Annotated in this window: 31 protein-coding genes; 29 read left to right on the top strand and 2 right to left on the bottom strand. The window is 52.9% G+C overall.

Annotated elements, in window-relative coordinates:
* The first annotated feature begins 47 nt into the window (after positions 1 to 47).
* The 9 genes from BCS37_RS06555 to BCS37_RS06515 all read left to right on the top strand — a co-directional run bounded on the left by BCS37_RS06555 (position 48) and on the right by BCS37_RS06515 (position 6,187).
* Positions 48 to 608: a P27 family phage terminase small subunit gene (locus tag BCS37_RS06555; protein WP_069180700.1), complete on the top strand. Its 561-nt coding sequence runs from the start codon at positions 48 to 50 to the stop codon at positions 606 to 608.
* A 12-nt stretch (positions 609 to 620) separates the two neighbouring features.
* Complete coding sequence (locus tag BCS37_RS06550; RefSeq protein ID WP_069180699.1) at positions 621 to 1,886, top strand: site-specific DNA-methyltransferase; 1,266 nt, start codon at positions 621 to 623, stop codon at positions 1,884 to 1,886.
* Positions 1,886 to 2,425 (top strand): N-acetylmuramoyl-L-alanine amidase family protein, encoded by a 540-nt coding sequence (locus tag BCS37_RS06545; RefSeq protein ID WP_069180698.1) that lies wholly within the window; start codon positions 1,886 to 1,888, stop codon positions 2,423 to 2,425. Before BCS37_RS06550 ends, BCS37_RS06545 begins: the two co-directional genes overlap by 1 nt.
* Positions 2,426 to 2,427: 2 nt before the next feature.
* Positions 2,428 to 2,709 (top strand): prevent-host-death protein, encoded by a 282-nt coding sequence (locus BCS37_RS06540; RefSeq protein WP_069180697.1) that lies wholly within the window; start codon positions 2,428 to 2,430, stop codon positions 2,707 to 2,709.
* Positions 2,710 to 2,827: 118 nt separating this feature from the next.
* Entirely contained in the window at positions 2,828 to 3,658 is an 831-nt protein-coding gene (locus tag BCS37_RS06535) for a virulence protein (protein ID WP_069180696.1), read from the top strand.
* Positions 3,642 to 3,878 carry a DUF4314 domain-containing protein gene (locus tag BCS37_RS06530; protein ID WP_069180695.1) on the top strand — a complete coding sequence of 79 codons (237 nt, stop codon included), beginning with the start codon at positions 3,642 to 3,644 and terminating at the stop codon, positions 3,876 to 3,878. The genes BCS37_RS06535 and BCS37_RS06530 overlap by 17 nt, the downstream gene beginning before the upstream one ends.
* Positions 3,875 to 4,051: a DUF5049 domain-containing protein gene (locus BCS37_RS06525; protein ID WP_069180694.1), complete on the top strand. Its 177-nt coding sequence runs from the start codon at positions 3,875 to 3,877 to the stop codon at positions 4,049 to 4,051. Before BCS37_RS06530 ends, BCS37_RS06525 begins: the two co-directional genes overlap by 4 nt.
* Before the next feature lie 160 nt (positions 4,052 to 4,211).
* Positions 4,212 to 4,490: a hypothetical protein gene (locus tag BCS37_RS06520; protein ID WP_069181567.1), complete on the top strand. Its 279-nt coding sequence runs from the start codon at positions 4,212 to 4,214 to the stop codon at positions 4,488 to 4,490.
* A gap of 95 nt (positions 4,491 to 4,585) precedes the next feature.
* The gene (locus BCS37_RS06515; protein WP_069180649.1) at positions 4,586 to 6,187 is read left to right on the top strand and encodes a terminase large subunit; all 1,602 of its coding nucleotides are present in this window, start codon (positions 4,586 to 4,588) and stop codon (positions 6,185 to 6,187) included.
* 336 nt (positions 6,188 to 6,523) lie between these two features.
* Here BCS37_RS06515 and BCS37_RS06510 read toward each other — a convergent pair whose 3' ends face one another.
* Positions 6,524 to 7,507, bottom strand: coding sequence for an HNH endonuclease (locus BCS37_RS06510; RefSeq protein ID WP_069180648.1), 984 nt, complete (start codon positions 7,505 to 7,507; stop codon positions 6,524 to 6,526).
* Between the two features lie 20 nt (positions 7,508 to 7,527).
* The gene (locus BCS37_RS06505) at positions 7,528 to 8,019 is read right to left on the bottom strand and encodes a hypothetical protein (RefSeq protein ID WP_069180693.1); all 492 of its coding nucleotides are present in this window, start codon (positions 8,017 to 8,019) and stop codon (positions 7,528 to 7,530) included.
* Between the two features lie 73 nt (positions 8,020 to 8,092).
* Between BCS37_RS06505 and BCS37_RS06500 the strand changes: the two genes are divergently transcribed.
* The 20 genes from BCS37_RS06500 (at position 8,093) to BCS37_RS06410 (ending at position 24,773) form a co-directional block, all read left to right on the top strand.
* Positions 8,093 to 9,346, top strand: a complete 1,254-nt coding sequence (locus BCS37_RS06500; protein ID WP_069180692.1) for a phage portal protein — start codon at positions 8,093 to 8,095, stop codon at positions 9,344 to 9,346.
* Positions 9,336 to 10,031 (top strand): head maturation protease, ClpP-related, encoded by a 696-nt coding sequence (locus tag BCS37_RS06495; RefSeq protein WP_069180691.1) that lies wholly within the window; start codon positions 9,336 to 9,338, stop codon positions 10,029 to 10,031. Before BCS37_RS06500 ends, BCS37_RS06495 begins: the two co-directional genes overlap by 11 nt.
* A 16-nt stretch (positions 10,032 to 10,047) precedes the next feature.
* Entirely contained in the window at positions 10,048 to 11,229 is a 1,182-nt protein-coding gene (locus tag BCS37_RS06490) for a phage major capsid protein (protein WP_069180690.1), read from the top strand.
* 74 nt (positions 11,230 to 11,303) lie between these two features.
* Entirely contained in the window at positions 11,304 to 11,579 is a 276-nt protein-coding gene (locus BCS37_RS06485; protein ID WP_009657058.1) for a head-tail connector protein, read from the top strand.
* On the top strand, positions 11,580 to 11,918 hold the full coding sequence (locus BCS37_RS06480) for a head-tail adaptor protein (protein ID WP_069180689.1): 339 nt from the start codon (positions 11,580 to 11,582) through the stop codon (positions 11,916 to 11,918).
* Entirely contained in the window at positions 11,911 to 12,309 is a 399-nt protein-coding gene (locus BCS37_RS06475) for an HK97 gp10 family phage protein (RefSeq protein ID WP_069180688.1), read from the top strand. Before BCS37_RS06480 ends, BCS37_RS06475 begins: the two co-directional genes overlap by 8 nt.
* Entirely contained in the window at positions 12,306 to 12,668 is a 363-nt protein-coding gene (gp17, locus tag BCS37_RS06470; protein WP_069180687.1) for a tail completion protein gp17, read from the top strand. Before BCS37_RS06475 ends, gp17 begins: the two co-directional genes overlap by 4 nt.
* A 1-nt stretch (position 12,669) precedes the next feature.
* Entirely contained in the window at positions 12,670 to 13,269 is a 600-nt protein-coding gene (locus BCS37_RS06465; RefSeq protein WP_069180686.1) for a major tail protein, read from the top strand.
* An 11-nt stretch (positions 13,270 to 13,280) separates the two neighbouring features.
* On the top strand, positions 13,281 to 13,595 hold the full coding sequence (locus tag BCS37_RS06460; protein WP_069180685.1) for a hypothetical protein: 315 nt from the start codon (positions 13,281 to 13,283) through the stop codon (positions 13,593 to 13,595).
* A 186-nt stretch (positions 13,596 to 13,781) separates the two neighbouring features.
* Complete coding sequence (locus BCS37_RS06455) at positions 13,782 to 16,322, top strand: hypothetical protein (RefSeq protein ID WP_069180684.1); 2,541 nt, start codon at positions 13,782 to 13,784, stop codon at positions 16,320 to 16,322.
* On the top strand, positions 16,294 to 16,635 hold the full coding sequence (locus tag BCS37_RS06450) for a phosphoribosylformylglycinamidine cyclo-ligase (RefSeq protein ID WP_069180683.1): 342 nt from the start codon (positions 16,294 to 16,296) through the stop codon (positions 16,633 to 16,635). Before BCS37_RS06455 ends, BCS37_RS06450 begins: the two co-directional genes overlap by 29 nt.
* A 2-nt stretch (positions 16,636 to 16,637) precedes the next feature.
* A complete protein-coding gene (locus BCS37_RS06445) occupies positions 16,638 to 17,051 on the top strand; it encodes a hypothetical protein (RefSeq protein ID WP_069180682.1) in 414 nt (137 codons plus the stop codon).
* A 10-nt stretch (positions 17,052 to 17,061) separates the two neighbouring features.
* Positions 17,062 to 17,979: a hypothetical protein gene (locus BCS37_RS06440; RefSeq protein ID WP_069180681.1), complete on the top strand. Its 918-nt coding sequence runs from the start codon at positions 17,062 to 17,064 to the stop codon at positions 17,977 to 17,979.
* Positions 17,976 to 19,667: a hypothetical protein gene (locus BCS37_RS06435; protein ID WP_069180680.1), complete on the top strand. Its 1,692-nt coding sequence runs from the start codon at positions 17,976 to 17,978 to the stop codon at positions 19,665 to 19,667. Before BCS37_RS06440 ends, BCS37_RS06435 begins: the two co-directional genes overlap by 4 nt.
* Positions 19,667 to 19,888, top strand: a complete 222-nt coding sequence (locus BCS37_RS11780; protein WP_083205778.1) for a hypothetical protein — start codon at positions 19,667 to 19,669, stop codon at positions 19,886 to 19,888. The genes BCS37_RS06435 and BCS37_RS11780 overlap by 1 nt, the downstream gene beginning before the upstream one ends.
* A 4-nt stretch (positions 19,889 to 19,892) precedes the next feature.
* Positions 19,893 to 20,966: a hypothetical protein gene (locus BCS37_RS06430; protein ID WP_069180679.1), complete on the top strand. Its 1,074-nt coding sequence runs from the start codon at positions 19,893 to 19,895 to the stop codon at positions 20,964 to 20,966.
* 1 nt (position 20,967) lies between these two features.
* Entirely contained in the window at positions 20,968 to 21,360 is a 393-nt protein-coding gene (locus BCS37_RS06425) for a phage holin family protein (protein WP_069180678.1), read from the top strand.
* A 110-nt stretch (positions 21,361 to 21,470) separates the two neighbouring features.
* Positions 21,471 to 21,656, top strand: a complete 186-nt coding sequence (locus BCS37_RS06420; RefSeq protein ID WP_009438368.1) for an SHOCT domain-containing protein — start codon at positions 21,471 to 21,473, stop codon at positions 21,654 to 21,656.
* Positions 21,657 to 21,690: 34 nt separating this feature from the next.
* Positions 21,691 to 23,181 carry a recombinase family protein gene (locus BCS37_RS06415; protein ID WP_069180677.1) on the top strand — a complete coding sequence of 497 codons (1,491 nt, stop codon included), beginning with the start codon at positions 21,691 to 21,693 and terminating at the stop codon, positions 23,179 to 23,181.
* On the top strand, positions 23,166 to 24,773 hold the full coding sequence (locus BCS37_RS06410) for a recombinase family protein (RefSeq protein ID WP_069180676.1): 1,608 nt from the start codon (positions 23,166 to 23,168) through the stop codon (positions 24,771 to 24,773). The genes BCS37_RS06415 and BCS37_RS06410 overlap by 16 nt, the downstream gene beginning before the upstream one ends.
* Positions 24,774 to 24,883: the final 110 nt, after the last annotated feature.

The raw sequence follows: 24,883 nt of genomic DNA, 5'->3' as shown, positions 1-24,883 counted from the left end.
ACAAAAACGTCAGTTCAAACGGGGTATTAAAGGAAGGGGGCGAGAAGATGGCGCGTGACGGAACAAATCGCGGAGGACGACGCATCCGGGCGGGAGACAAACCTGAAGCACTCGCAGACAAAATCGCAGGCGGGCGCATGGCGCACATCATGGAGTTCCCCATGACAGAACTGGACGGCACAGACCTTGTGGATGCCGCCGATCTCTACGGCGAGGAGATGCCAACGCCGAGCGAGTTCCTGTCTGCACGGCAACGCAACGGCAAACCGCTCGGTGCGGATGAGATTTTCCGCGAAACGTGGTTGTGGCTAAAGGAGCGTGGCTGTGAGCGGCTTGTGAATCCTCGCCTCATTGAAAGCTATGCGCAGGCATTCGCCCGCTTCATTCAGTGTGAGGAGGCAATGAGTCAATACGGGCTTATTGGCAAGCATCCAACCACAGGCGGGGCGATTGCAAGCCCTTTTGTTCAAATGGGACAGGCGTTTCAGAAGCAGTCCAATCTGCTCTGGTATGAGATGTTCGACATTGTAAAGCAGAACTGCACGACTACATTCGTCGGCTCGCCGCAGGAGGATCGAATGGAGCGGTTGCTGCGCTCGAGGAAGTAAGGGGGAAGTGATTTGAACAAAACAACATCGGAGATGAAGCTCGTTCCGATTGGCAAACTCGTACCGTATGCAAACAATGCACGGACGCACTCGCCTGAGCAGATCAACAAGCTGCGCGGAAGTTTGCGGGAGTTCGGATTCGTGAGTCCCGTCATCATCGACAAGGACTACGGCATTCTCGCAGGACACGGTCGTGTCGCGGCGGCGCGGGCAGAGGGCATGGAAAATGTGCCATGCGTTTTCGTCGATCATCTGACGGAAGCACAGAAGAAGGCGTACATCCTCGCAGACAACCGCTTCGCACTCGACGCAGGGTGGGACGAAGATATGCTGCGCGTCGAGATGGAAGCCCTGCAAGGCATGGACTTCGACATCGCACTCACGGGCTTCGACGAAGCCGAGATTGCCGATCTGCTCTCTCTGGATGATGGCGAGGCGCAGGAAGATGACTTCGACGTGGAGGCAGAACTGCAGAAGCCTTGTGTTGCTCGGTCGGGTGATGTCTGGCATCTCGGAAAGCACCGTGTCATCTGCGGAGATTCCACACTGCCGGAGACGTACGAGCGTCTGCTCGGCAGTGAGAAGGTCAACCTTGTCTGCACGGACCCGCCTTATTTTGTGGCTCTGGAAAGTTCCTCCGGGAAAATCAAGAATGACGATCTAAATGACAAGGATGCCTACGAGTTCCTGAAATCCGCCTTTACCGCCTTCCACTCGGCGATGGCAACGGACGCTTCCATCTACGTTTTCTACGCAACAGCAAAAGCCCGCATCTTTCATGACGCTTATGAGGATGCGGGCTTTAAAGTTGGCGCAGGTCTGGTGTGGAAGAAAGATCGTCTTGTCCTTACGCGCACGGATTGGAAGTACATTCACGAGCCGATCATCTGGGGATGGAGGAAGGACGGGCGGCACAGATGGTATGGCGATCAGAAGCAGACCACCGTCTTTGCATTCGACCGCATTAAGGACTCGAAGAAGGACGGCTGCGGTCATCCGTCCTCGAAGCCTGTGCCGCTTATTGCGTATCTCATTAAGCAGTGTACGCAGACGAATGGCATCGTTCTCGACGGCTTCCTCGGTTCTGCCTCAACGCTGATTGCTTGCGACCAGTTGGGGCGTATCTGCTACGGTGTGGAGCTTGAGCCGAAGTTTGTGGATGTCGCCGTCGAGCGGTACATCCAGAGCAAGGACGGCAATGCAGAAGATGTGTTTTTGGAACGTGATGGTGAGCGCATTCCGTATGTGGATGTGCCGAAACCAAAGGAGGAAGCATAATGCGTGTGTTTTTGAATCCGGGTCATGCACCAGACGGAAATCCCGACCCCGGCGCGTACGGCTATGGACTGCGTGAGTGCGATGTGGCAAAGAGTGTCGCCGATCTTGCGGCGGACTATTTGAGTGCCGCAGGCGTTGAGGTGGTTGGCTGTCTCCAATCCGACAGCCTCCATGAAGTCGTATCGGCTTCCAACTGTGCGGATGCCGATGTGTTTATCTCCATCCACTGTAATGCCTATAACGGCATGGCACAGGGGACAGAGGTTTGGCACTACTACGGAAGCGGCGAGGGGGAGAAGCTGGCACAGTGCATCCAGAACCAGATTGTGGATGCGCTCGGAACTTTGGATCGTGGAATCAAAGCCGCAAAGCCCGGTGTCAACGGCTTGTATGTTTTGAGCAACACAGATGCGGTCGCTGTGCTTGTGGAGCTTGCGTTTATTGACCATGCGAGTGACGCAGAATTGCTCCGCAGCCGGCAGGATGAATTTGCCCGCGCCATTGCGCGTGGGGTAACGGACTATGAAGGAGCGTGTTGAAGATGAAACTGGAACACATTCAAAACGAACTGAAGAATCATGTGGGAGATTTCGTGCGGACGGAGGCAAAGGAAGCGACCGTCCTCTGGCTGCATGAGAAAGGACTCCCGGCAGCGCGTGAAGTATCGGCGGCATATACGGCAGCACTTCGTGAGAGCGCCGAGAAGGAGACGGGATGGTGCAGATTCCGCGACCGCATATTCCTGCCGCTCGTCATCGACGGGGCAATCTGGATGACGGGCAAGATGCTTGAGCGCATGACCGCACCACGTTCTGTGAAATGATGACACGCTGTGGTTTATCTCACTGAAGCTATGGGTGTATACAACACAATCCGCTTGCTAATTCTTCCCATACGAGTGATGAATGTAATGACCAAAGTTCATAAAGGAGGTTTTCAAAATGAAGGTCAATTACAACATCCAGAAGGAAGAGCGCAAGGCGATGGTCGGGATCGTCAGCAAGGCACTGGGCATCAAGTCCGCTTATTGCGGTGCACCGAGCTTTTCCTACAAGGTCGGCGCATTCGAGATCACGAAGGAGGGCAGCCTTTGCTTCGACGATTCCCTTGACGAAGCAACCGTTGCGCGTGTGCGCACGACACTGCGCGAGGCGGGCTTCATGTCCGAGGATTGGGAGAACGAGGCTTCCTACGCGGACACAGGAGCAGATGATCCGATCCAGACGGGGGCGTCAGTGGAAGATCCTAGCGAAGTTGATCCGGCAGAGGATAAGCTGGCACCAACAGAAACGCCGGCAGAAGTTACTGCGATGGAGGAAGTCGTCGCAGCAACCGATGAGGACAGCCTTTCCATCAGTCTTCCGCGCAGCTTTTTCACTGAGACGGCACTGCAGAATCTCGATGCACTCCTCCTGAGCAAGGGGAGACTTATCCGTCACGCCTTTGACATTCAGGAAGCGACCTACACGCTGGAGGGCGACCGCATCACTTTCGCATGGCTGCATGGCACGATTACCGACGAGACGGCAAAGGCATACGCCGAGTTCATCAGCAAGCTCTGCCTGATGGCGCGGACGCAGAAGCGCGTCACGGCAAAGGAGAAGATTGTGGACAACGAGAAATACGCATTCCGCTGCTTCCTCCTGCGTCTTGGCATGATCGGAAACGCCTACAAACAGTCGCGTAAGATTCTCCTGCAGAACCTCACGGGCAGCAGCGCGTTCAAGAGCGGACATCGGAAGGAGGCTGAGCATCATGCGATTTCCGAGTAGAGAGCAGATCACCGCACTGCGGCAGAGATATCCACGCGGGACAAAGGTGGAACTCCTCGGAATGGACGATCCGCAAGCCCCTCCGACAGGAACGATGGGCGAGATTCTGGGCGTTGATGATGCGGGACAGCTTCTTGTTCGGTGGGAGACAGGATCGTCACTCAGCCTGATCCCCGGCATAGACTCCTTCCGCATCGTACAGAAAGGCGGCAGGTCATGAATGAGAAAGTTTTCGCACAGATCATGGACATCCGCGAGAGCGGACGGGTGAATATGTTCGACGTCCCCGTTGTTCAGCGGATGGCGTTTGAGATGGGATTCTACGAACTGGTCTGCTTCATCGAGGAAGACCGTGCGGCGTATGTACGGTTTATCCTCACGGGTGAAAAATAGCCGACGATTCTAGCGATTCAGCACAGCCTTTCGGGGCTGTGTTTCTCTCGAAAAATAAGTGTAGTTTATCCAAAATATGACTTGCTATATCCTGCGTTTAGAGACATATATGTACATGACCGAAGGGAACAACCTACACACAGAAAGCGAGGAACACAAAATGAGAAAAGCAGAAGCAAGATGGCCGAAGACCACCACGATGGAGCACCTCGATGAGATGCGGTTCGGAACGAGCGGCGCGATCCTTTGCTACGGCGAGCAGATCCTTGTCGTCGGGATGGAGTGCTGGGGCTTCCACGCAGCCATCTACGAGATGGTCGAAACGCCGGAGGAGACGGGACTTGCGGACATCGAATGCCGCCTGAACCTCGTCGAAGCCGCCACGGAGCTTTTCGAGGACGGCGGACACGCGATGGCTTGGTGCATGAAGCGCATCTAAGCCGCACCAAACAACAAAACAGCCCTTCGGGGCTGCTTCTCGTTTCTGTGTTTTTGAGTCGCTGACAGCGGCTCTTTTTTGATGGGGGTGATTGCTTGCGAAAACTGACGGACTACACACCAACGAAGTTCATGGCAGAGGACGCGCACTATGACAAAGCCGCTGCGGATTATGCCGTAGGCTTTATCGAGTGTCTGCGCCATACGAAGGGGACGTGGGCAGGAAAGCCCTTCGAACTCATCGACTGGCAGGAGCGCATTATCCGAGACATCTTTGGAATTTTGAAGCCGAATGGCTATCGTCAGTTCAACACGGCGTATGTTGAGCTGCCCAAGAAGCAAGGAAAATCAGAGCTTGCCGCCGCCGTTGCACTGCTTCTCTGTTGTGGCGATGGCGAGGAGCGTGCCGAGGTGTACGGCTGTGCCGCTGATCGTCAGCAGGCGAGTATCGTATTCGAGGTCGCAGCAGATATGGTGCGTATGTGTCCCGCACTCAGCAAGCGGGTGAAGATCCTTGCCTCCCAGAAGCGGATGGTGTATCTGCCGACGAACAGTTTCTATCAGGTACTTTCGGCAGAGGCATACTCGAAGCACGGCTTCAATATTCACGGCGTTGTGTTTGATGAGCTGCACACGCAGCCGAACCGCAAGCTCTTTGATGTCATGACAAAAGGATCCGGCGATGCGCGTATGCAGCCGCTCTACTTTCTCATCACCACAGCAGGGACGGATACGCAGTCCATCTGCTACGAGACGCACCAGAAAGCAAAAGACATTCTGGAAGGGAGAAAGATTGATCCGACCTTCTATCCTGTAATTTACGGAGCGAAGGAGGATGAGGACTGGACAGACCCGGAGGTCTGGAAGCGCTCGAATCCGTCGCTCGGCATCACGGTCGGTATCGACAAGGTACAGGCGGCTTGTGACTCTGCACGGCAGAATCCTGCCGAGGAGAACAGCTTCCGTCAGCTGCGCCTGAATCAGTGGGTGAAGCAGTCCGTTCGGTGGATGCCGATGGATAAGTGGGATGCGTGTTCCGCCCCTGTTGACGCTGAGTCCTTAGAGGGCCGTGTCTGCTACGGCGGTCTTGACCTTTCCTCTACGATGGACATTACGGCGTTTGTACTCGTGTTCCCTCCGACGGAGGAGGATGATCCGTTTGCCGTGCTTCCGTACTTCTGGATTCCCGAGGAGAATATCGACCTGCGTGTACAGCGCGACCATGTTCCCTATGACGTGTGGGAGAGGCAGGGCTACCTGCAAACGACAGAGGGAAATGTAGTTCACTACGGATTTATCGAGGCGTTCATTGAGCGACTTGGTGAGAAGTACAACATTCGCGAGATTGCCTTCGACCGCTGGGGCGCAGTGCAGATGGTACAGAATCTCGAAGGGATGGGCTTCACCGTTGTTCCATTCGGGCAGGGCTTCAAGGATATGAGTCCGCCGACCAAGGAGCTGATGAAGCTGACCTTGGAAAAGAAAATAGCGCACGGCGGGAATCCCGTCATGCGCTGGATGGCAGACAACATCTTCATTCGCACTGACCCTGCGGGGAACATCAAGGCGGACAAGGAGAAGTCCACCGAGAAGATCGACGGCGTAATTGCCCTCATCATGGCTCTGGATCGTGCGATTCGCTGTGGGAATGATACCTCCGCGTCTGTTTATGATGAGCGAGGAATTTTGTTGCTCTGATGTCTGAATCGTGTTATTCTGAGAATGTCAAAGAATAGATGGGCAAGGGGCAGCTCCACTTTCCCTCCTGTTTTTGCAGTAATGCATAATGACCGCGACCGCCACAATAGAGCCTCTGTTGAGTTGACCGGGCGGATCATTTTCTTTGATGCGCACTTGCGCGTGATGGGAGGCGTTCATTGTGGAAGCCTTGCATGTCTGCGTATGCGTGCTCTTGTCTCCGCCCTGAAATAAGGGGACCGAGCGACCCATCACAAAATCGCACTTTGACGTCTACCGATCTTGGTAGACGTTGTTTTTATGTGCAGGAGCGAGGGCTTTGAGCACGTTCTATGCTTATCGATAATACTCCTTTAGCTGATCCAAACTTAAGTCAAGGCCACATTTTCTAAGGGCTTCAATGCGCTCATAATATAGCTTCTCCAAAATAGGTTCTTTATCCTCGAATCTACCATAATGAAGCAAATTATGACAATGGCTACAAAGAGATACAATGTTTTCCATTACATCCAGACTATAGTTAAAATCTTTGTATCTGCTAATAGGGATGAGATGATGTGGCTCAGTATAACCCTTGCCATTTTTTCTTAGGAAGATTCTATCCTCAGCATTTACTTCACAAATATAGCCAGCACGCTTTAATGCATCGGCTGCTCGTTTTGGATCTCTTTTTGGCAGCTCCCTTCCTGTCGTGGATGATGTTGTAGTTTCCTGTGGGGCCATTTCACCGGACCATTCAGGGGGCTCTGTTTCATCGTCAAGTAAGCTGTTGATCTCTTCTTGCTCTATGACATTATATTCAGGATCTTTATCGCCTAGAATTTCTGTTAATGCGGCTTGAATCGTTTTAAGTAGGCCCGTCTCCTTTTGAATTGCAGCAGCTTTCTCAAGAATAAATACTGCATGTTCAGGTGCAAGGTGACACATGTACTGTTGCTTGCCTCTTCCACTGACCATGAACGCACTGTCTTTTTGGTAATGCTGGCTGAACCATTCTTTATAGTTGGTAATTTTTAGAGGTGTATCAAAAGTGAAGTAACTTGTATCGATCCGATACCCTTCGTTATCCCAATCTACAGATGTATTTGCTGCTTTTAGTGCCGCTGGTTGCATCGCTTCATAACAATCGACCTGAGCAATACTGATTGCCATAATCTTTGTGTTTGAGTTATGTAGAATAAAATCTCCTTTTTTTACATGCGTCATCGTTGTATAGCCAGCATTATTTTTACCGGATTTATTTCTTTGCGGGGACCATACATATCCTCCAGAACATTCTTCATTATACGTTTCCCCTTGAAACACATAAAAGACAGCCATGATTACCCTCCTGAAAATAGCTATTGTATCGTTTCTTTTTGATCGCTAGGATATGGCATTCCGGATATTTGCTCATAAACAATGTTGAACATACTTCGCGCGTAAAGATGGTAGTGCTCTATATATTCTGTATAGCCATATTGCTCAATATATCTCTGACCTTCGGACTCACTATAGGATTGGAGTGTGATCCATTCTCCATTTTCATAAACTTGTGGAGGTTGCGTTCGATTTTTCCTAAAGCGAAATGTTCGTGTTTGATATGTGCTGGTATCACCGGTTATATCCATCGTATACGCAATATATCCAGATGAGCAGGTCTCGTATGTTTCATCCTCATCGTTGTAGGTACAGGAAATTAAATCTACGTATTCGCAATAGTTGGCATGGGCATAAGAGAGCCGGTAGTTTGGATTGTTATCCAGATATTGGGGGGTAGCCTCGACATGAACGGACATAGAAATAAGCGACAAGATAACGAGCAAGAATGGGTATCGGAGTAATTTATTCATAAGATCATCTCCTTTATGGAGAGATTTCGTTAAACAGAAAAAAAATCCTTTTTATAAAGAATGGATGGTGTATATGAATCTATTCAGCAAACTCTTCCGTTCGCGGGACAAGCCCAGAAATCATCTTGGCGGCTTGTCCTTTTTGTTTGGGCAGACTGCGGCGGGCAAGGCGGTCAACGAGCGAACGGCAATGCAGACAACGGCAGTTTATGCTTGTGTGCGCATCCTCGCCGAATCCATCGCAGGGTTGCCGCTCCATGTTTATGCCTACCAAGGGCAGGGCAAGGAGCGTGTGCCGGAGCATCCGCTGTACTTCCTGCTTCACGATGCGCCGAATCCCGAAATGACGAGTTTCGTCTTTCGTGAGACGCTTATGTCGCATCTCCTCCTGTGGGGGAATGCTTACGCACAAATTTTGCGGGATGGCAGAGGACGTGTCCTTGGACTCTATCCGCTCCTTCCGGACAAGATGGAGGTCAGCCGCGACAGCCGCACGTGCGAACTCTACTACACCTACACGAGAAGTACGGAGGAGAATCCAAACTTTGCGGATAAGGGGCAGATTCGGCTGCGGCGTGAGGATGTGCTGCATATTCCGGGACTCGGCTTTGACGGACTTGTGGGTTATTCACCCATCGCTATGGCAAAGAATGCCATCGGCATTGCTCTTGCGACGGAGGAATATGGTGCGGCGTTCTTCAAAAACGGTGCGCGTCCGGGCGGTGTTTTGGAGCATCCCGGTGTCCTCAAAGACCCGTCGAAGCTCCGTGAGAGCTGGCACGCCGTCTACGGCGGTACGATGAACACGGGAAAGATCGCTGTCCTCGAGGAGGGCGTGAAGTATCAGCAGATTGCCATTCCGCCCGAGGAGGCGCAGTTCCTTGAGACGAGAAAGTTTCAGATCGACGAGATTGCTCGGCTCTACCGTGTGCCGCCGCATATGGTCGGAGATTTGGAGAAATCTTCGTTTTCCAACATCGAGCAGCAGTCTTTGGAGTTCGTAAAGTACACCTTGAATCCGTGGGTGGTTCGATGGGAGCAGTCGCTGCAGAAAGCACTGCTGACGGACAAGGAGCGGAAGGATTACTTCATCCGCTTCAACGTCGATGGATTACTGCGCGGGGACTACAAGAGCCGTATGGAGGGATACGCCATCGGGCGGCAGAACGGATGGCTCTCCGCGAACGACATCCGCAGTCTTGAGGACATGAATCCCATCGAAGCGGAGGAGGGCGGCGATCTGTACCTTATCAACGGAAATATGACAAAACTGAGGGACGCAGGGCTGTTTGCCGCTAGGCAGAAGGGAGTAAGTGATGAAACGTAAATTTTGGAACTGGGTACGGAACGAGGGAGAGAAGCGTGTCTTGCTCCTGGACGGTGAGATTTCGGACGAAACGTGGTGGGGAGATGAGGTCACACCTCAGATGTTTCGCGCTGAACTGAACGCCGCCGAGGGAGATATTGACCTCTGGATCAACTCACCCGGCGGAGACTGTTATGCGGCGGCGCAAATCTACAATATGCTCATGGAGTATCCCGGCGAGGTCACGGTCAAGATTGACGGGATTGCCGCTTCTGCCGCATCCGTTGTGGCGATGGCAGGATCAACCGTTGAGATTTCACCCTTGGGGATGTTGATGATCCACAACCCGATGACTGTTTCCATCGGAGACACGCACGAGATGGAGCGGACAATCACATTCCTTGCCGAGATCAAGGAGAGCATCATCAACGCCTACGAGATCAAGACAGGACTTTCCCGTGCGAAGATTTCACGGCTGATGGATGCCGAGACGTGGATGAACGCAAAGAAAGCCGTGGAACTCGGCTTCGCGGATTCCGTTCTCTATGCGGACGTTCAGCGTCCTATGACGGATACGGCAGACGGGCTGATCTTCTCCCGCGCCGCCGTCACAAACTCCCTGCTCTCGAAATTCGGGCAGGGAACGCAAAATACTAATGTCGATGCAGAGCCGTTTAAGAAGCGGCTCTTTTCTATTTCACATTAACGGAGGGAAAAAGATCATGGATAAGATCATGGCAATGCGCGAGAAGCGTGCAGAAATGTGGGAACAGGCAAAGCAGTTTCTGGCTTCTCACGAAAAGGACGGTCGTCTTACGGCAGAGGATGCCAAGGCGTATGAGCAGATGGAGAATGAGGTGCTCGCACTCGGCAAGGACATCGAGCGCATGGAGCGTCAGGCGATCCTCGACGCGCAGCTTGCAAAGCCTGTGACAGCGGCAATTACCAACATGCCGGGGGCAGGTGCAGGATTGCCTCCTGAAAAGACAGGGCGTGCAAGTGAAGGCTATCGCTCGGCAATGCTCAAAGCACTTCGCACGAATTTCCGGCAGGTGGAGAATGTTCTGCAGGAAGGCGTGGATGCAAACGGCGGCTATCTCGTTCCCGAGGAATACGATCAGCGTCTGATCGACGTACTCAGCGAAGAGAACGTCCTGCGTCCGCTTGCGACGGTGATTACCACGAGCGGGGAGCACAAGATCAACATTGCCGCTACAAAGCCTGCGGCATCGTGGATTGAGGAGGGGGCACAGCTCACCTTTGGTGAGGCGACCTTTGACCAGATTGTCCTCGATGCGCACAAACTCCACGTTGCAGTCAAGGTGACGGAGGAACTGCTCTACGACAATGCCTTCAAGCTCGAAAACTACCTCATCGAGCAGTTCGGCAAGGCACTGGGCAACGCCGAGGAGGATGCGTTTCTCAATGGCGATGGGACGCACAAGCCGAAGGGGCTTCTCATTTCGGCAAAGACATCCGTCACTACGACGGCGGCAGACCTCAAGGCGGATGAACTTGTGACGCTCGTCTACAGCCTCAAGCGTCCCTACCGCAAGAATGCGGCATTCATCGTCAATGACCAGACGCTTGCAAGCATCCGCAAACTCAAGGATGCGAACGGAGCGTATTTCTGGCAGCCGTCGTACCAGATGGGCGAACCCGACCGTCTGCTCGGCTACCCAGTGTACTCCTCGGCATATATGCCGGCTATTGCAGCAGGCAAGACCGTCATCGCATTCGGTGACTACTCCTACTACAACATCGGGGATCGCGGCACCCGCTCCCTGCAGGAACTCAAGGAGCTGTTTGCAGGCAACGGTATGGTCGGATATGTCATGAAGGAGCGCGTGGACGGGAAGCTCGTGCTCGAAGAGGCTGTGCAGACGCTCAAGATGAAGGGCTGATGTATGGAATCGCTGATAAATTCAGCACCAAATTGATGGATTTTCGTTTTTGCGGCAAAGAGGGAGGTGGTTCTATGCTTGTGCCGCTTGCAGCAGTCAAGCAGTATCTGCGGATTGACGGGGATGAGGAGGACGATCTCCTCACACATTTTACGGAAACGGCAGAGCAGATTTGTACTGCATTACTGCGCGTGAAGAAGCTGTCCAAGGTTGAAGATCAGGCAATTGTGCGTGTCGCGGTGCTCTATGCCGTGTCCTATCTCTATGAACATCGGGAGGAAGCGGATCACAGAGGGCTTGCCTTGACACTGCGGTCGCTCCTCTTTGGTGTGCGGAAGGAGGTCTTTTAGATGCAGGTGTCTATGAGCGAACTGCGTCACCGAATTTCCATCCTGCGCCCCGTGATGGATACGGACGATGAGGGGAATATCCTTTCATCGTCGGTGCAGGAAGTCGGTAAAGCCTGGGCACTCGTTCTGCCCTTTGCCGCGAAAATCTCCGACGGTTATGCGGAGAAGGTGCAGGAGGTGGATTATCGCATCGTTGTTCGTTACCGTGCGGATGTACGTGTGACGGATATTGTGGAGTGGAGTGGGAAGCGGCTCATACCTATTGCGCCACCGTATCCGCTCGGCGGGAAGAAACAGTGGCTTGTCATAGAATGCAGGGAGTTGGTGGAAGATGGCTAGATATAGAGGATTCGTCTCTGCCGAGAAGATATTGTCCGAGCTTGGCGCGGAGGCGACGGCTGCAGCAAAGGCAGCACTCGCACATGGCGCGGATGATGTGGTCGCGGAGGCAAAGAACCGCTGTCCCGTCTATACGGGAACAGATAAGCGTGTGGTCAAAGGCGCACTGCGAGATTCCATCCACAAGCGACTGCGCAGAAAAGACGGCTCTGTTTGGAGGATTGCAGCGGATGCAGAATCCAGTGACGGCGTATTCTATGGCGTGCTTGTCGAGTTCAGCCCGAGGATTAACAAACCGTTCCTCTATCCGGCACTCGATGCCAAGAAGGACGGTATCCGCTCTGCCATCGTCGATGCCGTGCAGTCTGCCATTCGGAGGCGAGGGAAATGAGTGTCGCAAGGATGGTGTATCAGGCTCTTGTGCGCTCCAAGGCACTGTCTCAGCTTCTCGCACACGGGAAGAAGAGCATCTACCACGGGTGCAGTCCCGACGCAGGGACGTATCCGATTCTCGTCTATTCGGTGATCTCGGATGTTCCCGCCCTTTCGGTAGATGGCACGGAGATGGAACGACGAATCACGGTGCGTATCCACATCCTGACGAAGGACGGACGGTTTCGGGAGATTCACAGAGCCGTGCAGAACGCGCTTCTGCCTCTCGGGTTTGTCCGTGTGCAGACGCAGGAACTGACAGAGAAAGATATATTCGTGGAAATCACAGACTATAAAACAGCAATGGAGGGAGAATAATATGCCAAGTCCAACACCAACAGCAAAGCCTGCAGGGAATCTGACAAGCGGGCAGTTCATCAACATCCAGAAACTTCACATCGCCAAGATGCTCACCGACGAGTCGGGCGGCACAGCGACCTACGAGAAGCCGATTCCCCTCGGAAAACTTCTGCGCAAGGTAGACATCAAGCCGCAGACGAATCAGGCGGAACTATTCGCCGACGGTCAGTCCGTGGATACGGCATCCAATACCGCATCCTACGATCTGACCTTTGACACTGCCGCGCTTCCTTTGGAATACACGGCTTATCTTTTGGGACACAGTATCGAGAACGGTGTGATGAAGGCGGGCAAGGACGATGTTGCGCCATACTTCGCCGTCCTATTCCAGTCGGACAAGCGCAACGGCAAGAAGAGGTTCACCAAGTTCTACAAAGTCCAATTCACAGAACCCTCGGAATCCGGCAACTCGAAGCAGGAGAGCATCCAGTTCGACACGCCGACACTGACGGCAAAGGCAATCTATCGTCTCTCGGACGGGCTGTCCTACGCCAAGGCGGATGAGGAGGCGGCGGGATTTGCCGCAGAGACAGGAACGAAGTGGTACGAGCAGGTCTGAGGGAGGACATGATGGAAACACCGATACTGCATATTGCGGGCAGGGAGATCATGCCGAAACCTCCGAAGATGAAGGTGTGGCGCGAGTTCCTTGCCTTTTTTGATGCCGACAAGGAAGGTCTGAGCCTTGAAGATTTTCTGGACGAGCACGTCCGTCTGATCGTTCTCGGATTCGGACGTGATGATGTCACAAAAGAGGTCATCGACGAAAATGTGGATATCGCAGACATTGTACCGCTTACCCGTGCACTCTTTCGATGGATTCAGTCGTTGACGTTTTCCAAACTGGTGAACCTCCCAAACGGAGAGACGGGGAAAGAGGCGTAGTTCTTTCTCCGTACCAGAATCTACTGCGCTATTATGAGCGGCTGCAGTCCGCCTATGGGTGGACGATGCAGGAAATTGACGCACACGAGGTTGGCTTCCTGCTCGATCAGCTTGTTGTGACCGCTCTTTGTGAGCAACAGCAATCCGAGCGATTTATTGACGACGTGATGTAGGGAGGGAGATGGAGTGGCAAAGCGCGGACAGAAGATTGATGAACTCTATCTCGACATCGGTCTCAACATTGCACAGCTGCAGCTGGACTTTGACACGGCGGGCAAGACCGTCTCGGATTCCATCGCACGGCTCAACAGCAAGGCAAACAACATCCATCTGAAACTCGATGCCGACCTCGCCAAACTCGACGGTGTGGGTACGGAACTCGACAAGATCAAGGTTCGTCATCAGGCGATCAACCGTGAGTTGGACATTCAGCGGCAAAAGGAACAGATTCTTGCCGCTGTTTTGCAGTCTGTCAAGAAGAATGACGGCGTGGACAGCGCATCCTATCGGCGTGCCGAAAGCAATCTCCTGCGTCAGCAGAGAACCGTCGCGCAGACCGAAGCCGAGGTGCGGAAACTGAATAACCGCCTCAAGGAGAGCGCAGTGCTTTCCGGCACGCTCGGTGGGCGTATCTCAGCGGGAATGACGGCGGCGCAAGCGGGTGTTAAAAACCTTACGAGCGGATTCAACGTCCTCTCGGCAAAGATGGCTGCCGTTATGGTTGTGGCTGCGACAGGTGCGGGATTGTTCAATATCACCAAAGACGCGATGCTTGCGGGCGAGAACGTCTACAAACTCACACAGCGGCTTCACGTCTCGGCAGGTGAGGCGGCGACACTCAATCGGGTGTTTCAGCTTGCGGATACGGACATTAAGAGTGTCATACCTCTGATTGCACGTCTGGACAAGCAGGTATCTGCTGCGGGGGAGAGCGGGAATGACACCTCTCGCGCCCTCTCTCGTTTCGGGATTGCCCTCAAAGACCAGCAGGGAAATCTCCTGCCGCTCAACGAGCAGCTGGCACAGCTCGCCAAAGGGTACAAGACAGCAAGCGAAGCGGGGATGGAGGAAGCATATACCGCCGAAGTCCTCGGAGCACGCGGGGCTGCGCTCATCCCCATTCTCGAACAGTATGACGATCTGATGACCATATCTTCTCGCGTCAAGACCACGGGACTGCTTGACCCGGAACAGGCGCATGAGACCTATCTCAAGTGGCGTGCGATGGAGATGGAAGCGGGGCAGTTGAAACTTGCCCTTGGCGCGGCACTGCTTCCTGCCGCCGAAGAACTCATGCCGGAGATCAATGACGGTTTCCAGACGTTCATCGAGACAATTCGCGACAACAAGGACGAGATCAAGGATGCCGTCCTTGGTTGGGGTGAAGCACTCAAGACCGTTGCAGAACTTGCGGGCTTTGTTGGTGAGCAGATTCATAAGGTCAATGAGCACGCTGAGGCGAACAGCTGGCTTGTGAAAAATCACCCCGTGGCATCTCCGCTGATTGCTGTTCCGTTCCTCGGCGGTACGGTTCTTGACGCTATTTACGGCGATGAGTACAAGCAATATCTGGAACAGCAGAAGATTGCCAAAGAGAAAGCTGTGGCAGAGGAGAGCGCCCGTGTCGAGGCGGAGAAGAACGCCAAGGCGCAGGAGCAGAATGCAAAGGCGGCGAAAATCCGTGCGGCAGCCGAGAAAGATGCCGCAAAGATGGTCAGTGAATCTGCAAAGGCGACCGCACAATTGACGGACAACCTGTATGCACTGACACACACGGACATCCAGAACACTCTACACGCTCTGGATCGTGAATCCTTTGAGTTCTTCCGGAAGGGCGCCGATCCGCATCTGATCGACGAATACCGCTTGGCAAAGGAAGCGAAGATTTATTCCGACTTTCAGCGGGATGTTGTGGACAAGGCGAATGCTCTCTACAAGACGGATCTCCAAAACAAGCTGGATTCCATCGCCCGCGAAGCCGATGCCTTTCGTCAGAAGGGACTAGATGAAGTCCAAACGCAGACGTGGCTCAGTGAGAGCAAGGCGCGTGTCATGGAGCAGTGGGAGCGGGATGTTGCCACCAATATTGACTCCATCTGGAAAACAGAACTCGAGAACCGTCTTGCCGAGATTGAGCGTGAGAAGGATGCGTGGGTACAGAAGGGGCTGGATGAGGTCGAAGCGACGCGGTGGGCAGAGAAGGAAAAACTCGATGCCAAACGTAACGCCGCCTTGGAAGTTCTCCGCTCCCAGAAAGAGGAACTGCAGGTGTTCAAGAAGTCCGGGCAGGTCGGATTGATGCAGTACCTTCGCAAAAAGAACAAGTTTACGGCAGAGGACTTGGGGCTGACACCGGAGCTTCTCCAACAGTTTCAGTCCGGGCGTAAATGGGCGATGGAGAATCTCCTGCCGAATTTTGCCCCCGAGAAGCGTGAGGACAATTCACGCATTCGTGTCAATGGACAGGAGTTCTCCTATGCGGGAATGATGTCGGAACTCGGGCGGCAGGTGCAAGGCGTTTCTTCCGCATCCGACGCGCGGAACAGCGGTCAGACTGCTCCATCCATGACAGACAACCGTCAGATTCACATACAGGTGCAAATCGAGAACGCCGTCACGGAGGATAACGAGGGAATGCGTATGCTCGCCGATCATGTCGCCGACCGCATCCGTCCTGCCGTTGAAAATGCCCTAGGGGGTGATTCCAATTCATATTCACATTGGTGAGGTACGGACATTATCCGTTGAAAACTGGCAGACCATTCCCGACGACCGTCAACAGCTTTTGGAAATTGTCGGCGGAGCGGTCGTGCAGGATTTCGGGCATATTGCAGAGGGCGATCGTATTTCCTGTTCGGTCACGGTCACTTCTGCCGCATGGGAAAAGATCAAGGGCTACTGGGACAGCCGTGCAATGGTGAGCGTCACGGATGAGGGCGGGAACATCCTGCCGTCCATGCGTGTGGTGGTGAAGTCTTACGAGTATATGGCTCATTTCCCGAAGGTATATAAACTGTCTCTTGAATTTTGGAGGGTATGACAATGGCAGAACTGCTGCATATCTATATGAACAATCCGACCGAGGGCGGCAAGGACGGGACGGAGGTCAGCTCCGGCACGGAACTTGCGCCCATCTTCGTCCTGCTCGATGCGGGCAAGGGCGAGCAGAAAGTCGTCAAGTGCGCCGTACGCTGCGAGAGTGGATTCCATATTGACGGAACACTTACAATCAAATTCGTCGGCGGTCATGCGGATAAGTGGAAGGTCGCGATGGATAACAAATACACTGCTCAGACGGCGTTGGATTCTGCCGAATGGAAAGACAGTATCTCATTATCCAATGTTGCAGACAGGAATACGATTTTCTGGGTAAAGGCAATCAGCACAGCGGACGAGAAACCGCAGCAGGATGTGAGTGTGGACATTCAAGCAGAGGGCCTTTTGGTGTCGGACTGAGGAGGTTCGTATGGCGTTCAGATACATTAATCCAGGCTATGCAGAGCTGCTCTCGACCAGTGGCGGTACAACGGTGACGGGTAAGCAGTACAGCAAGACGGGTGTATCCTTCTGGCAGCCGGAGGATCATAAGGGCCTCACATTTTCTGAAGTACCCACCGAGTTTTATGCAAAACTAGATATGTACCTCAAGAATCCACAGAACGCATCGGATGTTCGCCTTGAGATTGGTATTGGATTCGGCAACTGGGTCAGAGTGTACCCGCACCGAGGGAAATGGGACATTGAGGGACACGATGCCAGTACCGTATTTGATATTTACGAAACAGCCGATTTTGTGCGCTCAGATGCAGTCAATACGCTGTGGTTTCACATTAAACAGGGAAGAAACAATGACGGCATCTTTCATGTGATCGTCAATGAGCGAGAAATTTGCAACAAACGGGACAGAAATTTTTGGTATGCCAATGATACATATGCGAATACCATCACAGTTCTCAGTAAGAATGATGACATCCTTATCTCGAATCTCATCTTCTCAGATGAGGAAATCAATCCGAAAGAGCAGGTCGTTATGCTGCCAGTCAAAGAGACGCAGACAAATATGACCGACTGCGGGGACGGGAGTTATGAGGCGACGGCTGCGAATCAGGAGCTTTTGCAAACGGTCGATATTGCCGCCCTGTCCACGCAGTATGGCGCAGATTCGCGTGTGACGGGGATTTCACTCATTGGGAATCCTGCCTACCGCACGGCAGAAGGGTTGTGCGCTCTGACGGCGATTGAAAAGAGCGGGGGCACTGTCACCGAATACAGGAGACACGTTGTCGAACAGAATCCGAATTCCACCGTTATGGACACGCGCACTGTCTCCATGACGATTGCGGAAGTCGCAGGGCGGCAGTTTGGATGGAGAGCGGGAACATGAGCATCAAGCTGAAACCTGCCGTCTGCATTTCGTGGCTGCCGATGGGGCGTATTCACCTCAAACCGATTATATACGCCACAGTGATTCCCGTATTCCGTCAGCCCGTGCAGGTCAGCGGAGATACGTCGCGCCGTCTCAACACATCCATCGCCATGCGTGCAGATACCCTGCGCGATATTCGGATTGTCAAGAAAATCACAGTAACGAGTGACACACAGCGGCGCATCGGTCATTGCGAAGCAGCGTTGGCAGATACGAAGCGGGCGCTCATTAAGCAGTCACGTATTGTTGCAGATACGAGGATAGAGATTCCTCATACACTGACCTATGCAGAGTTTAGAGAGCGCGGCATTCGCTCATTCTCCGTGACGCTCGGCGAACTCAGTCTCTCGGATAACATTCAACTCGAAACGGTGAATCCTCTCTCCATTGGCGCGACTGTAGAGGGGCGGGTGATGGACTATGCCTTTCGCTTTCTCGTGGAGGAAACGAGTCAGCGCGGAATCGTGCAGTCTGTCAAGGGAACGTACAGTAAAGACACACTCCTCTACACGCCCATCCATATCTACGTCGAGCGGGCGAAGGTCTCGCGCTATGCGGCGGAAATTGCATCGGCACTCGGGCTTCGGCTTCATCGTCTGACCGATGATTTCACACCGTCGCAGAACTTCGAGGGGAGTGGAATGACGTATCATGACTTTATCTCCGCACTCTTCGGATGGACGGCAAAACTGCCGCAGCGTCAGATCAATGTGTTCATACGGGGCGACACACTCCATATCATTCAGCGCGGTATGGAGGAATCCGTGGTCGATATTACGAACTGGCCGCACGCACAGCCGACCGTAGAGCGAAAACTCCTGCGCTCCGTCTGGCACAGCGCGAACAACAATCATGAAAGTGGAGCGCACAATGAGGAGGATGCCACGCCTGTTCCCTTCACAGGTACGATTTCATTCAAAGAAATCAGCAGAACGTATTCCAACGGCTTCCTCGTGCGCGAGACGAATGAGAACGGATACAGCACATACTCCTATGATGGCGAATATCTTGCCGAGAAACGCACGCACAACACGGACGGCTCGACAAGCCGCACAGATTACGCCTACGCCACTACGGGGCGCGATGTCTATCTCTTCAAGGAGTGGGAACGTACCACCGAGGCGGTCAATGATGGGAAGAAGCACAATGAATATGACTGGGAGGACTGGAACAGAGAAAAGGGAACGGAACGCATCACCTACCACGCGCCGCTCGGCTACGGATGGTATGCGACTACCGTCTATGTGGACGGCGTATTGGAGGGCAGCAGCTTGTCGCAGGGCAAGCCCGGCGGCAAGGCAAGTCAGTTCACCGTCGAACAGTCGAATCTCAGCCTTGGTGCTCATTATGCCAGTGATGATACGCTGCCGTATTCCTCGCTCATCGACACCGAGTTTCCCGTTGTGGGCGCAGAATATTTACGGATGCTGACGAGCGAGATCGAATGGCTCAATCGCAAAACACAGGAGACGGTTACGGTGGAGATTCACGCACGGATTCGTAGCGGCGTTCCGGATATTGACCACATCGTTGATTTCACCGAGCGCATCCGCTTCGAAGGACACGAGTATTTTTTGCAGTCCAATACGGTGGAGCTTACGCCGCGCCTTCTGCGGCAGACCATCAAGATGGTGAGGTGGTTTTGATGCACGGCGTTATGGGGCTTGCGTCAGCAATACGGACGGGGATAAAGAACGCACAAGTGGGTGAATCACAGGCGCGGCGCGGCAGGATTCAGAATGGACGTGTTCATATCGGCGAGCGGTCGTATCCTTTCCGTGCGGCAGTAGACTGCAACACCAGTGACGGATGTCTTGTGTGGGTACAGATTTCTAGGGGCGGTACCGCCGTTATCGTGGGAGCGTGAGACGATGCACAGGGCTAGAGTGAAAGCTGTGAGCGGAAATAAAGTGCTTGCTGACGGATCGTGGCTTACCTGCATAGGGAATCGTTCTGTTTATCCGGGTGAATGGATCTGGACGGATGGTCGCTGCGTCTACGGGCATGAAGCCGAGGGCGGCGGCAGTTATGTTCCGACGAATGTCCTTTCCGGCATACCGCTCCTCCAGATAAAGTGGAAGGATCAAAAAAACCAGATGCTCCATTCATACTATGCAAAAGGAAAGATTCATCCGCTCGGTTTTTCCCAAGAGGATATATGGATGGTCAACAGCAGTCGCCACTTCGCGTATGTTACAGGCTATGGAATGCTTGATGCCGAAATGGATGAGCGGGGAAATCTCTATACCCTTGAAGCTGTCAATGCTCTCGTGTTCCCGCTCATCGGGGCAGATCAGCGTGACAGTATTCTCTCTGTCAAACGCAACGGAGAGATCATCGCCGCATACGATCTTGTGCAGATGTTTGGTGCTCCCGCCGTATCCGGTCCCACTGACCTCTATAGCTGTCAAACAGAAGGCGGGCGGGTGGATAAAGCTGGGAACTTCAAAGTGATGATATGGCACGCAACATCAGAGCATGGGGGAGGCGGAAGTCATGTCAGCACAGACCGTTATGTGTTCTTCGATGGCAGCAATCTTGAGCCTTGGATGGAGAAAACCAAAACAACGTCAAGAGACTCTGTTACAGGGGAATCTCATACTTCGGAAAGCAGATGGAGCGCACCGGATTACAGCATCCGCTATCCTCTCCATGACGGCATGTATATGCGCTTTCCTGCAAATCTTGACTATCTTATCTCTGGGAAAAAGTACATTTCAAAGATTTACAGTGCAAAGGACGAGCTGCTCATGGAACTGGAAACGAATCCGACTGCCCGTACAAGTCTCTGCCCTCTGGGACAGGGGAAATATCTTGTCAGCACGGGATCGCCATTATATTTATGGAAAGACGGTCAGTTTACAGAACTAATGCGTGGATGCTATAACTACCGTCTGCGCAGGATGAGCAATCTCAATAAATGGAAGAAAGCAGGAGGTGTCTGATATGGATCAGATTTTGACAATACGTCTCTATGCGGCGGGCATCGGCATCGTAGTCGGGGAGTTCCTCGGCAGCTTTGACGATCTGCTCTATGCCCTCGTCGTATTTGTTGCGACGGACTACATCACGGGAGTTCTCCGTGCGATTGTGGAAAAGAAACTGTCCAGTACCATCGGCTTCAAGGGGATCTGCAAGAAGGTCTGCATCTTTACTCTTGTGGGTGTGGCGAATGTGTTAGATGTTCACATCATTGGAAGCGGATGCGTCCTGCGCTCTGCGGTGATCTTCTTCTACATCTCGAACGAAGGAATCTCGATCATCGAGAACGCAGCACGGATGGGGCTTCCCGTCCCACAGAAATTGCAGGACATGATGCATAGTCTTAAAAATCAGTAAGATACATAACAACCTCAACGCCCGGCGAATGATCGTCGGGTTATTTTTTTACTTTTTGGGTGACCACAAGAGCCGGTTTTGTCCGCTGCTTCATGAAGGGAGATGTTGAGATGAGCAAGGAAGAAGGGCTTCGGGAAATGACGTATCAGATGGTGATGCGTGCTTCATGGAAAATGCTGCAGAGCGGGCTTTTGTCAGAGGACGAGTATCTTGCGTTTGAAGCGAAAATGCGCGAGAAATATCGTCCCGTCATCGGGCTTCTATTTTCAGATATTGACTTGCTATCGTGCGGATAGTACGGGAATATGGGAGTGGAAAGGAGGGACTAGCATGAAGATACGACGGGTTCAACCAAGCACTGTATTGCAGAAAAAGCTGCGTGTGGCTGCTTATGCGCGCGTTTCTGTGGATACGCTTCACCACTCCCTTGCGGCGCAGGTCAGTTACTACAGTGCTCTCATCCAAAACAATCCTGCGTGGGAATATGCCGGCGTGTACGCAGACGAAGGAATCACAGGGACAAGCACTACACACCGAGATGAGTTCAAGCGACTGATCGCCGACTGCAACGCCGGGAAGATTGATTTGGTGCTCGTCAAAAGCATCAGCCGTTTTGCCAGAGATACCGTGGATTGCCTTCATACCGTTCGACGACTGAAAGAGAAGGGGATTGCCGTCCGCTTTGAGCGCGAGAACATTGATTCCACATCCGAGGACGGAGAACTCCTCTTGACGCTGCTCGCATCTTTTGCGCAGGAAGAGAGCAGAAGCATTGGTGACAACATTCGGTGGGGCGTGCGGCGACGGTTCGCAGAGGGGATTCCGAACGGACATAAAGCACCGTACGGCTACACATGGGACGGAGAGATGTTTCGCATTGTTCCTGCCGAGGGCAAGGTCGTCAAGGAGATTTACCGAAGATACCTTGCCGGGGAATCTGCCTATGCCATCGCAAATAGTCTCGCAGAGCATGGAATTATGGGACGGCAGGGGAGACCCATCGAGCAGACCACGGTAAAGGACATCCTCTCAAATTGCTCCTACACGGGCACGATGGCGTTGCAGAAGAACTACATCACAGAAGGTCATATCCGCAAGCGGAATAAAGGGGAACTTCCCATGTATCTGGTGGAGGGGACGTTCGAGCCTCTGGTGTCAAAGACAGACTTCGATAAGGCGCAGGAGATACGGAAACGGAGAGCCGAACGGGCTGTGAATCGGAATCCTGTTCTTCCGTTCTCCGGAATGGTGAAATGCGGATGTTGCGGAGGCGGCTTCAGCAGAAGAACCGCCGGGAAGTACAGACGGTGGGGCTGCAATACGAGAGAGCGGAAGGGTAGGGAATCCTGTGGTAGCCGTCCAATCAAGGAAGAGGAACTTGTGGCTGCGGTCAGAACCGTCATGCAGAAGGATGAGTTTGATGCCGCAGAACTCAGACGCAAAGTCTCTAAGATCGTCATTCACAATGACTGTGTGGAATTTCACCTAACCAATGGTCGCATAAAAAAGACTGCCCGAATCTACAACGGGCAGCGCGGCAGCAATCCCTTCACGAACAAAGTGTATTGCGCTTCCTGCGACAGCAAGTGTGAGCGCGATACATGGACAAAGAGAACTAAGGTGTGGTCTTGCAGTCAGCCGCGAACAAAGTGTCGACTGAAGCGGCTGCCCGAATCCGAACTCAAAGAAGCGGCAGAATCCTTGTTCGGCGATGGCTACGAGGGAAAGATTGTGCAGAACGTCGAGTGGATTGCCATATCCGATGATGAAGTCATATTTCACCTCAAAGAAGGAGGCGCATACCGATGGCAAAGACAGTGAGGGTCATCCCAGCAAGCCCTAAAATCTTTCGTTCTGAGGTTACGGCAGAACCAAGGCGGCGCAGAACGGCAGGATATGCCAGAGTTTCCACTGACCATGAAGAACAGGCTTCCAGTTATGAGATGCAGATGGCGCATTATAAGAACTACATCGAGAGCCGTGCAGACTGGGATTTCGTCGGCATGTATTCGGATGAAGGGATCAGTGGAACCAACACAAAGAAGCGGGATGGGTTCAACCAGATGATCGAGGATGCCCTTGCCGGTGAGATTGACCTCATCATCACAAAGTCTGTCAGCCGCTTTGCAAGAAACACTGTGGATTCACTTCAGAACGTCCGAAAGCTCAAGGAACATGGCGTAGAAATTTACTTCGAAAAGGAGAACATATGGACGTTCGATTCGCGCGGAGAACTCCTTATCACGATTATGTCCAGCCTGGCTCAGGAGGAGAGCCGCAGCATCTCGGAAAACACCACATGGGGCAAGCGGAAGCAGTTCGCCGAGGGCAAGACCAGTGTGGGCTACAGCGCGTTCCTCGGCTATGACAAGGACTTCGAAATCAACGAGGAGCAGGCGAAAATCGTAAGGCTCATCTACAAACTCTTCCTTGGCGGGCGATCCTTTTATGCCATTACCAAGGAGTTGGAGAAGCGGGGAATCAAATCCCCGTCGGGAAAGGACAAGTGGTACATCTCCACAGTGCGCTCCATTCTTACCAACGAGAAGTATCGTGGCGATGCACTGATCCAGAAAGAGTATACGGCGGATTTCCTCGATAAGACGCGACGGAAGAATACGGGCGAGATTCCGCAGTATTATGTGGAGGAGCATCATGAGGCGATTATCCCGCCGGACTTGTTCGACTTTGTGCAAGCGGAGATAAAGCGTAGAGAGCAGAACGGCAAGCACAGCGGTGTGAGCATCTTTGCGAACAAAATCAAATGCGGCTGCTGTGGCGGTTGGTACGGGGCGAAGGTATGGCATTCGACGGATAAGTACCGCAGAGTCATCTACCGCTGCAACAAGAAATATACCCACAAGGGAAAGCCATGCAATACAAGACATCTGACAGAGGATGAGATCAAACAGATTTTCGTCAAAGCACTGAACTCCTTGGTGGACGTGAAAGAGAACGTAATTGCGGAACTCCGATCCCTGATTGACGACGTTTGCCAAACGGTAGAGCTGACGGAGGAACGTAACAGAGCAGAGCAGGAACTCGGTGTTTTGGCAGAACGGCTTGAAACACTGATTCGTGAGAATGCACGGGTGGCACAGGATCAGAATGCGTATCTGAAACAGGAAAATGAGATTCGCGCACTCTATGTGGAAAAGCAGGGGCATCTAGCGAGGTTGGACGAGCAAATTGCCGAGAGGGAGGGCAAGAGAAAGACCTTGGAGACCATGATTCAAGTGGTATGTGGTATCGACGGGGAGCAGCTTGCGTTTGACGAGGAGCTATGGAGTGGACTGCTCGATCACATTGTAGTTAAGGAGGACGGCGCGGTAGTTGTTGTTTTCAAGGGCGGGATTGAGAGCGGCGTTGATGGATGTAGAGGTTTGTTCTATTTAAGGAAACAAAGCGGATGAAGATTGGTACTCTAAGGGGGACATTGGCAGGGAAAAGATGCGCTGAGAGAAGTTGGACTACAGTTATCAGCGTTTCTTACAATACAGTCAACAAATTAATTAGGAAGTGT

Source organism: Selenomonas sp. oral taxon 920, assembly GCF_001717585.1.
Lineage (GTDB): Bacteria > Bacillota > Negativicutes > Selenomonadales > Selenomonadaceae > Centipeda.
This window is presented reverse-complemented; position numbering and strand designations above follow the sequence as displayed.

Excerpts from the sequence above, each read along its gene's own strand:
- BCS37_RS06555 (WP_069180700.1), top strand. The coding sequence starts at position 48 with ATGGCGCGTGACGGAACAAATCGCGGAGGACGACGCATCCGGGCGGGA.
- BCS37_RS06545 (WP_069180698.1), top strand. The coding sequence starts at position 1,886 with ATGCGTGTGTTTTTGAATCCGGGTCATGCACCAGACGGAAATCCCGAC.
- BCS37_RS06540 (WP_069180697.1), top strand. The coding sequence starts at position 2,428 with ATGAAACTGGAACACATTCAAAACGAACTGAAGAATCATGTGGGAGAT.
- BCS37_RS06535 (WP_069180696.1), top strand. The coding sequence starts at position 2,828 with ATGAAGGTCAATTACAACATCCAGAAGGAAGAGCGCAAGGCGATGGTC.
- BCS37_RS06530 (WP_069180695.1), top strand. The coding sequence starts at position 3,642 with ATGCGATTTCCGAGTAGAGAGCAGATCACCGCACTGCGGCAGAGATAT.
- BCS37_RS06525 (WP_069180694.1), top strand. The coding sequence starts at position 3,875 with ATGAATGAGAAAGTTTTCGCACAGATCATGGACATCCGCGAGAGCGGA.
- BCS37_RS06520 (WP_069181567.1), top strand. The coding sequence starts at position 4,212 with ATGAGAAAAGCAGAAGCAAGATGGCCGAAGACCACCACGATGGAGCAC.
- BCS37_RS06510 (WP_069180648.1), bottom strand. The coding sequence starts at position 7,507 with ATGGCTGTCTTTTATGTGTTTCAAGGGGAAACGTATAATGAAGAATGT.
- BCS37_RS06505 (WP_069180693.1), bottom strand. The coding sequence starts at position 8,019 with ATGAATAAATTACTCCGATACCCATTCTTGCTCGTTATCTTGTCGCTT.
- BCS37_RS06500 (WP_069180692.1), top strand. The coding sequence starts at position 8,093 with ATGAATCTATTCAGCAAACTCTTCCGTTCGCGGGACAAGCCCAGAAAT.
- BCS37_RS06495 (WP_069180691.1), top strand. The coding sequence starts at position 9,336 with ATGAAACGTAAATTTTGGAACTGGGTACGGAACGAGGGAGAGAAGCGT.
- BCS37_RS06490 (WP_069180690.1), top strand. The coding sequence starts at position 10,048 with ATGGATAAGATCATGGCAATGCGCGAGAAGCGTGCAGAAATGTGGGAA.
- BCS37_RS06485 (WP_009657058.1), top strand. The coding sequence starts at position 11,304 with ATGCTTGTGCCGCTTGCAGCAGTCAAGCAGTATCTGCGGATTGACGGG.
- BCS37_RS06480 (WP_069180689.1), top strand. The coding sequence starts at position 11,580 with ATGCAGGTGTCTATGAGCGAACTGCGTCACCGAATTTCCATCCTGCGC.
- BCS37_RS06475 (WP_069180688.1), top strand. The coding sequence starts at position 11,911 with ATGGCTAGATATAGAGGATTCGTCTCTGCCGAGAAGATATTGTCCGAG.
- gp17 (WP_069180687.1), top strand. The coding sequence starts at position 12,306 with ATGAGTGTCGCAAGGATGGTGTATCAGGCTCTTGTGCGCTCCAAGGCA.
- BCS37_RS06465 (WP_069180686.1), top strand. The coding sequence starts at position 12,670 with ATGCCAAGTCCAACACCAACAGCAAAGCCTGCAGGGAATCTGACAAGC.
- BCS37_RS06460 (WP_069180685.1), top strand. The coding sequence starts at position 13,281 with ATGGAAACACCGATACTGCATATTGCGGGCAGGGAGATCATGCCGAAA.
- BCS37_RS06445 (WP_069180682.1), top strand. The coding sequence starts at position 16,638 with ATGGCAGAACTGCTGCATATCTATATGAACAATCCGACCGAGGGCGGC.
- BCS37_RS06440 (WP_069180681.1), top strand. The coding sequence starts at position 17,062 with ATGGCGTTCAGATACATTAATCCAGGCTATGCAGAGCTGCTCTCGACC.
- BCS37_RS06435 (WP_069180680.1), top strand. The coding sequence starts at position 17,976 with ATGAGCATCAAGCTGAAACCTGCCGTCTGCATTTCGTGGCTGCCGATG.
- BCS37_RS11780 (WP_083205778.1), top strand. The coding sequence starts at position 19,667 with ATGCACGGCGTTATGGGGCTTGCGTCAGCAATACGGACGGGGATAAAG.
- BCS37_RS06430 (WP_069180679.1), top strand. The coding sequence starts at position 19,893 with ATGCACAGGGCTAGAGTGAAAGCTGTGAGCGGAAATAAAGTGCTTGCT.
- BCS37_RS06425 (WP_069180678.1), top strand. The coding sequence starts at position 20,968 with ATGGATCAGATTTTGACAATACGTCTCTATGCGGCGGGCATCGGCATC.
- BCS37_RS06420 (WP_009438368.1), top strand. The coding sequence starts at position 21,471 with ATGAGCAAGGAAGAAGGGCTTCGGGAAATGACGTATCAGATGGTGATG.
- BCS37_RS06415 (WP_069180677.1), top strand. The coding sequence starts at position 21,691 with ATGAAGATACGACGGGTTCAACCAAGCACTGTATTGCAGAAAAAGCTG.
- BCS37_RS06410 (WP_069180676.1), top strand. The coding sequence starts at position 23,166 with ATGGCAAAGACAGTGAGGGTCATCCCAGCAAGCCCTAAAATCTTTCGT.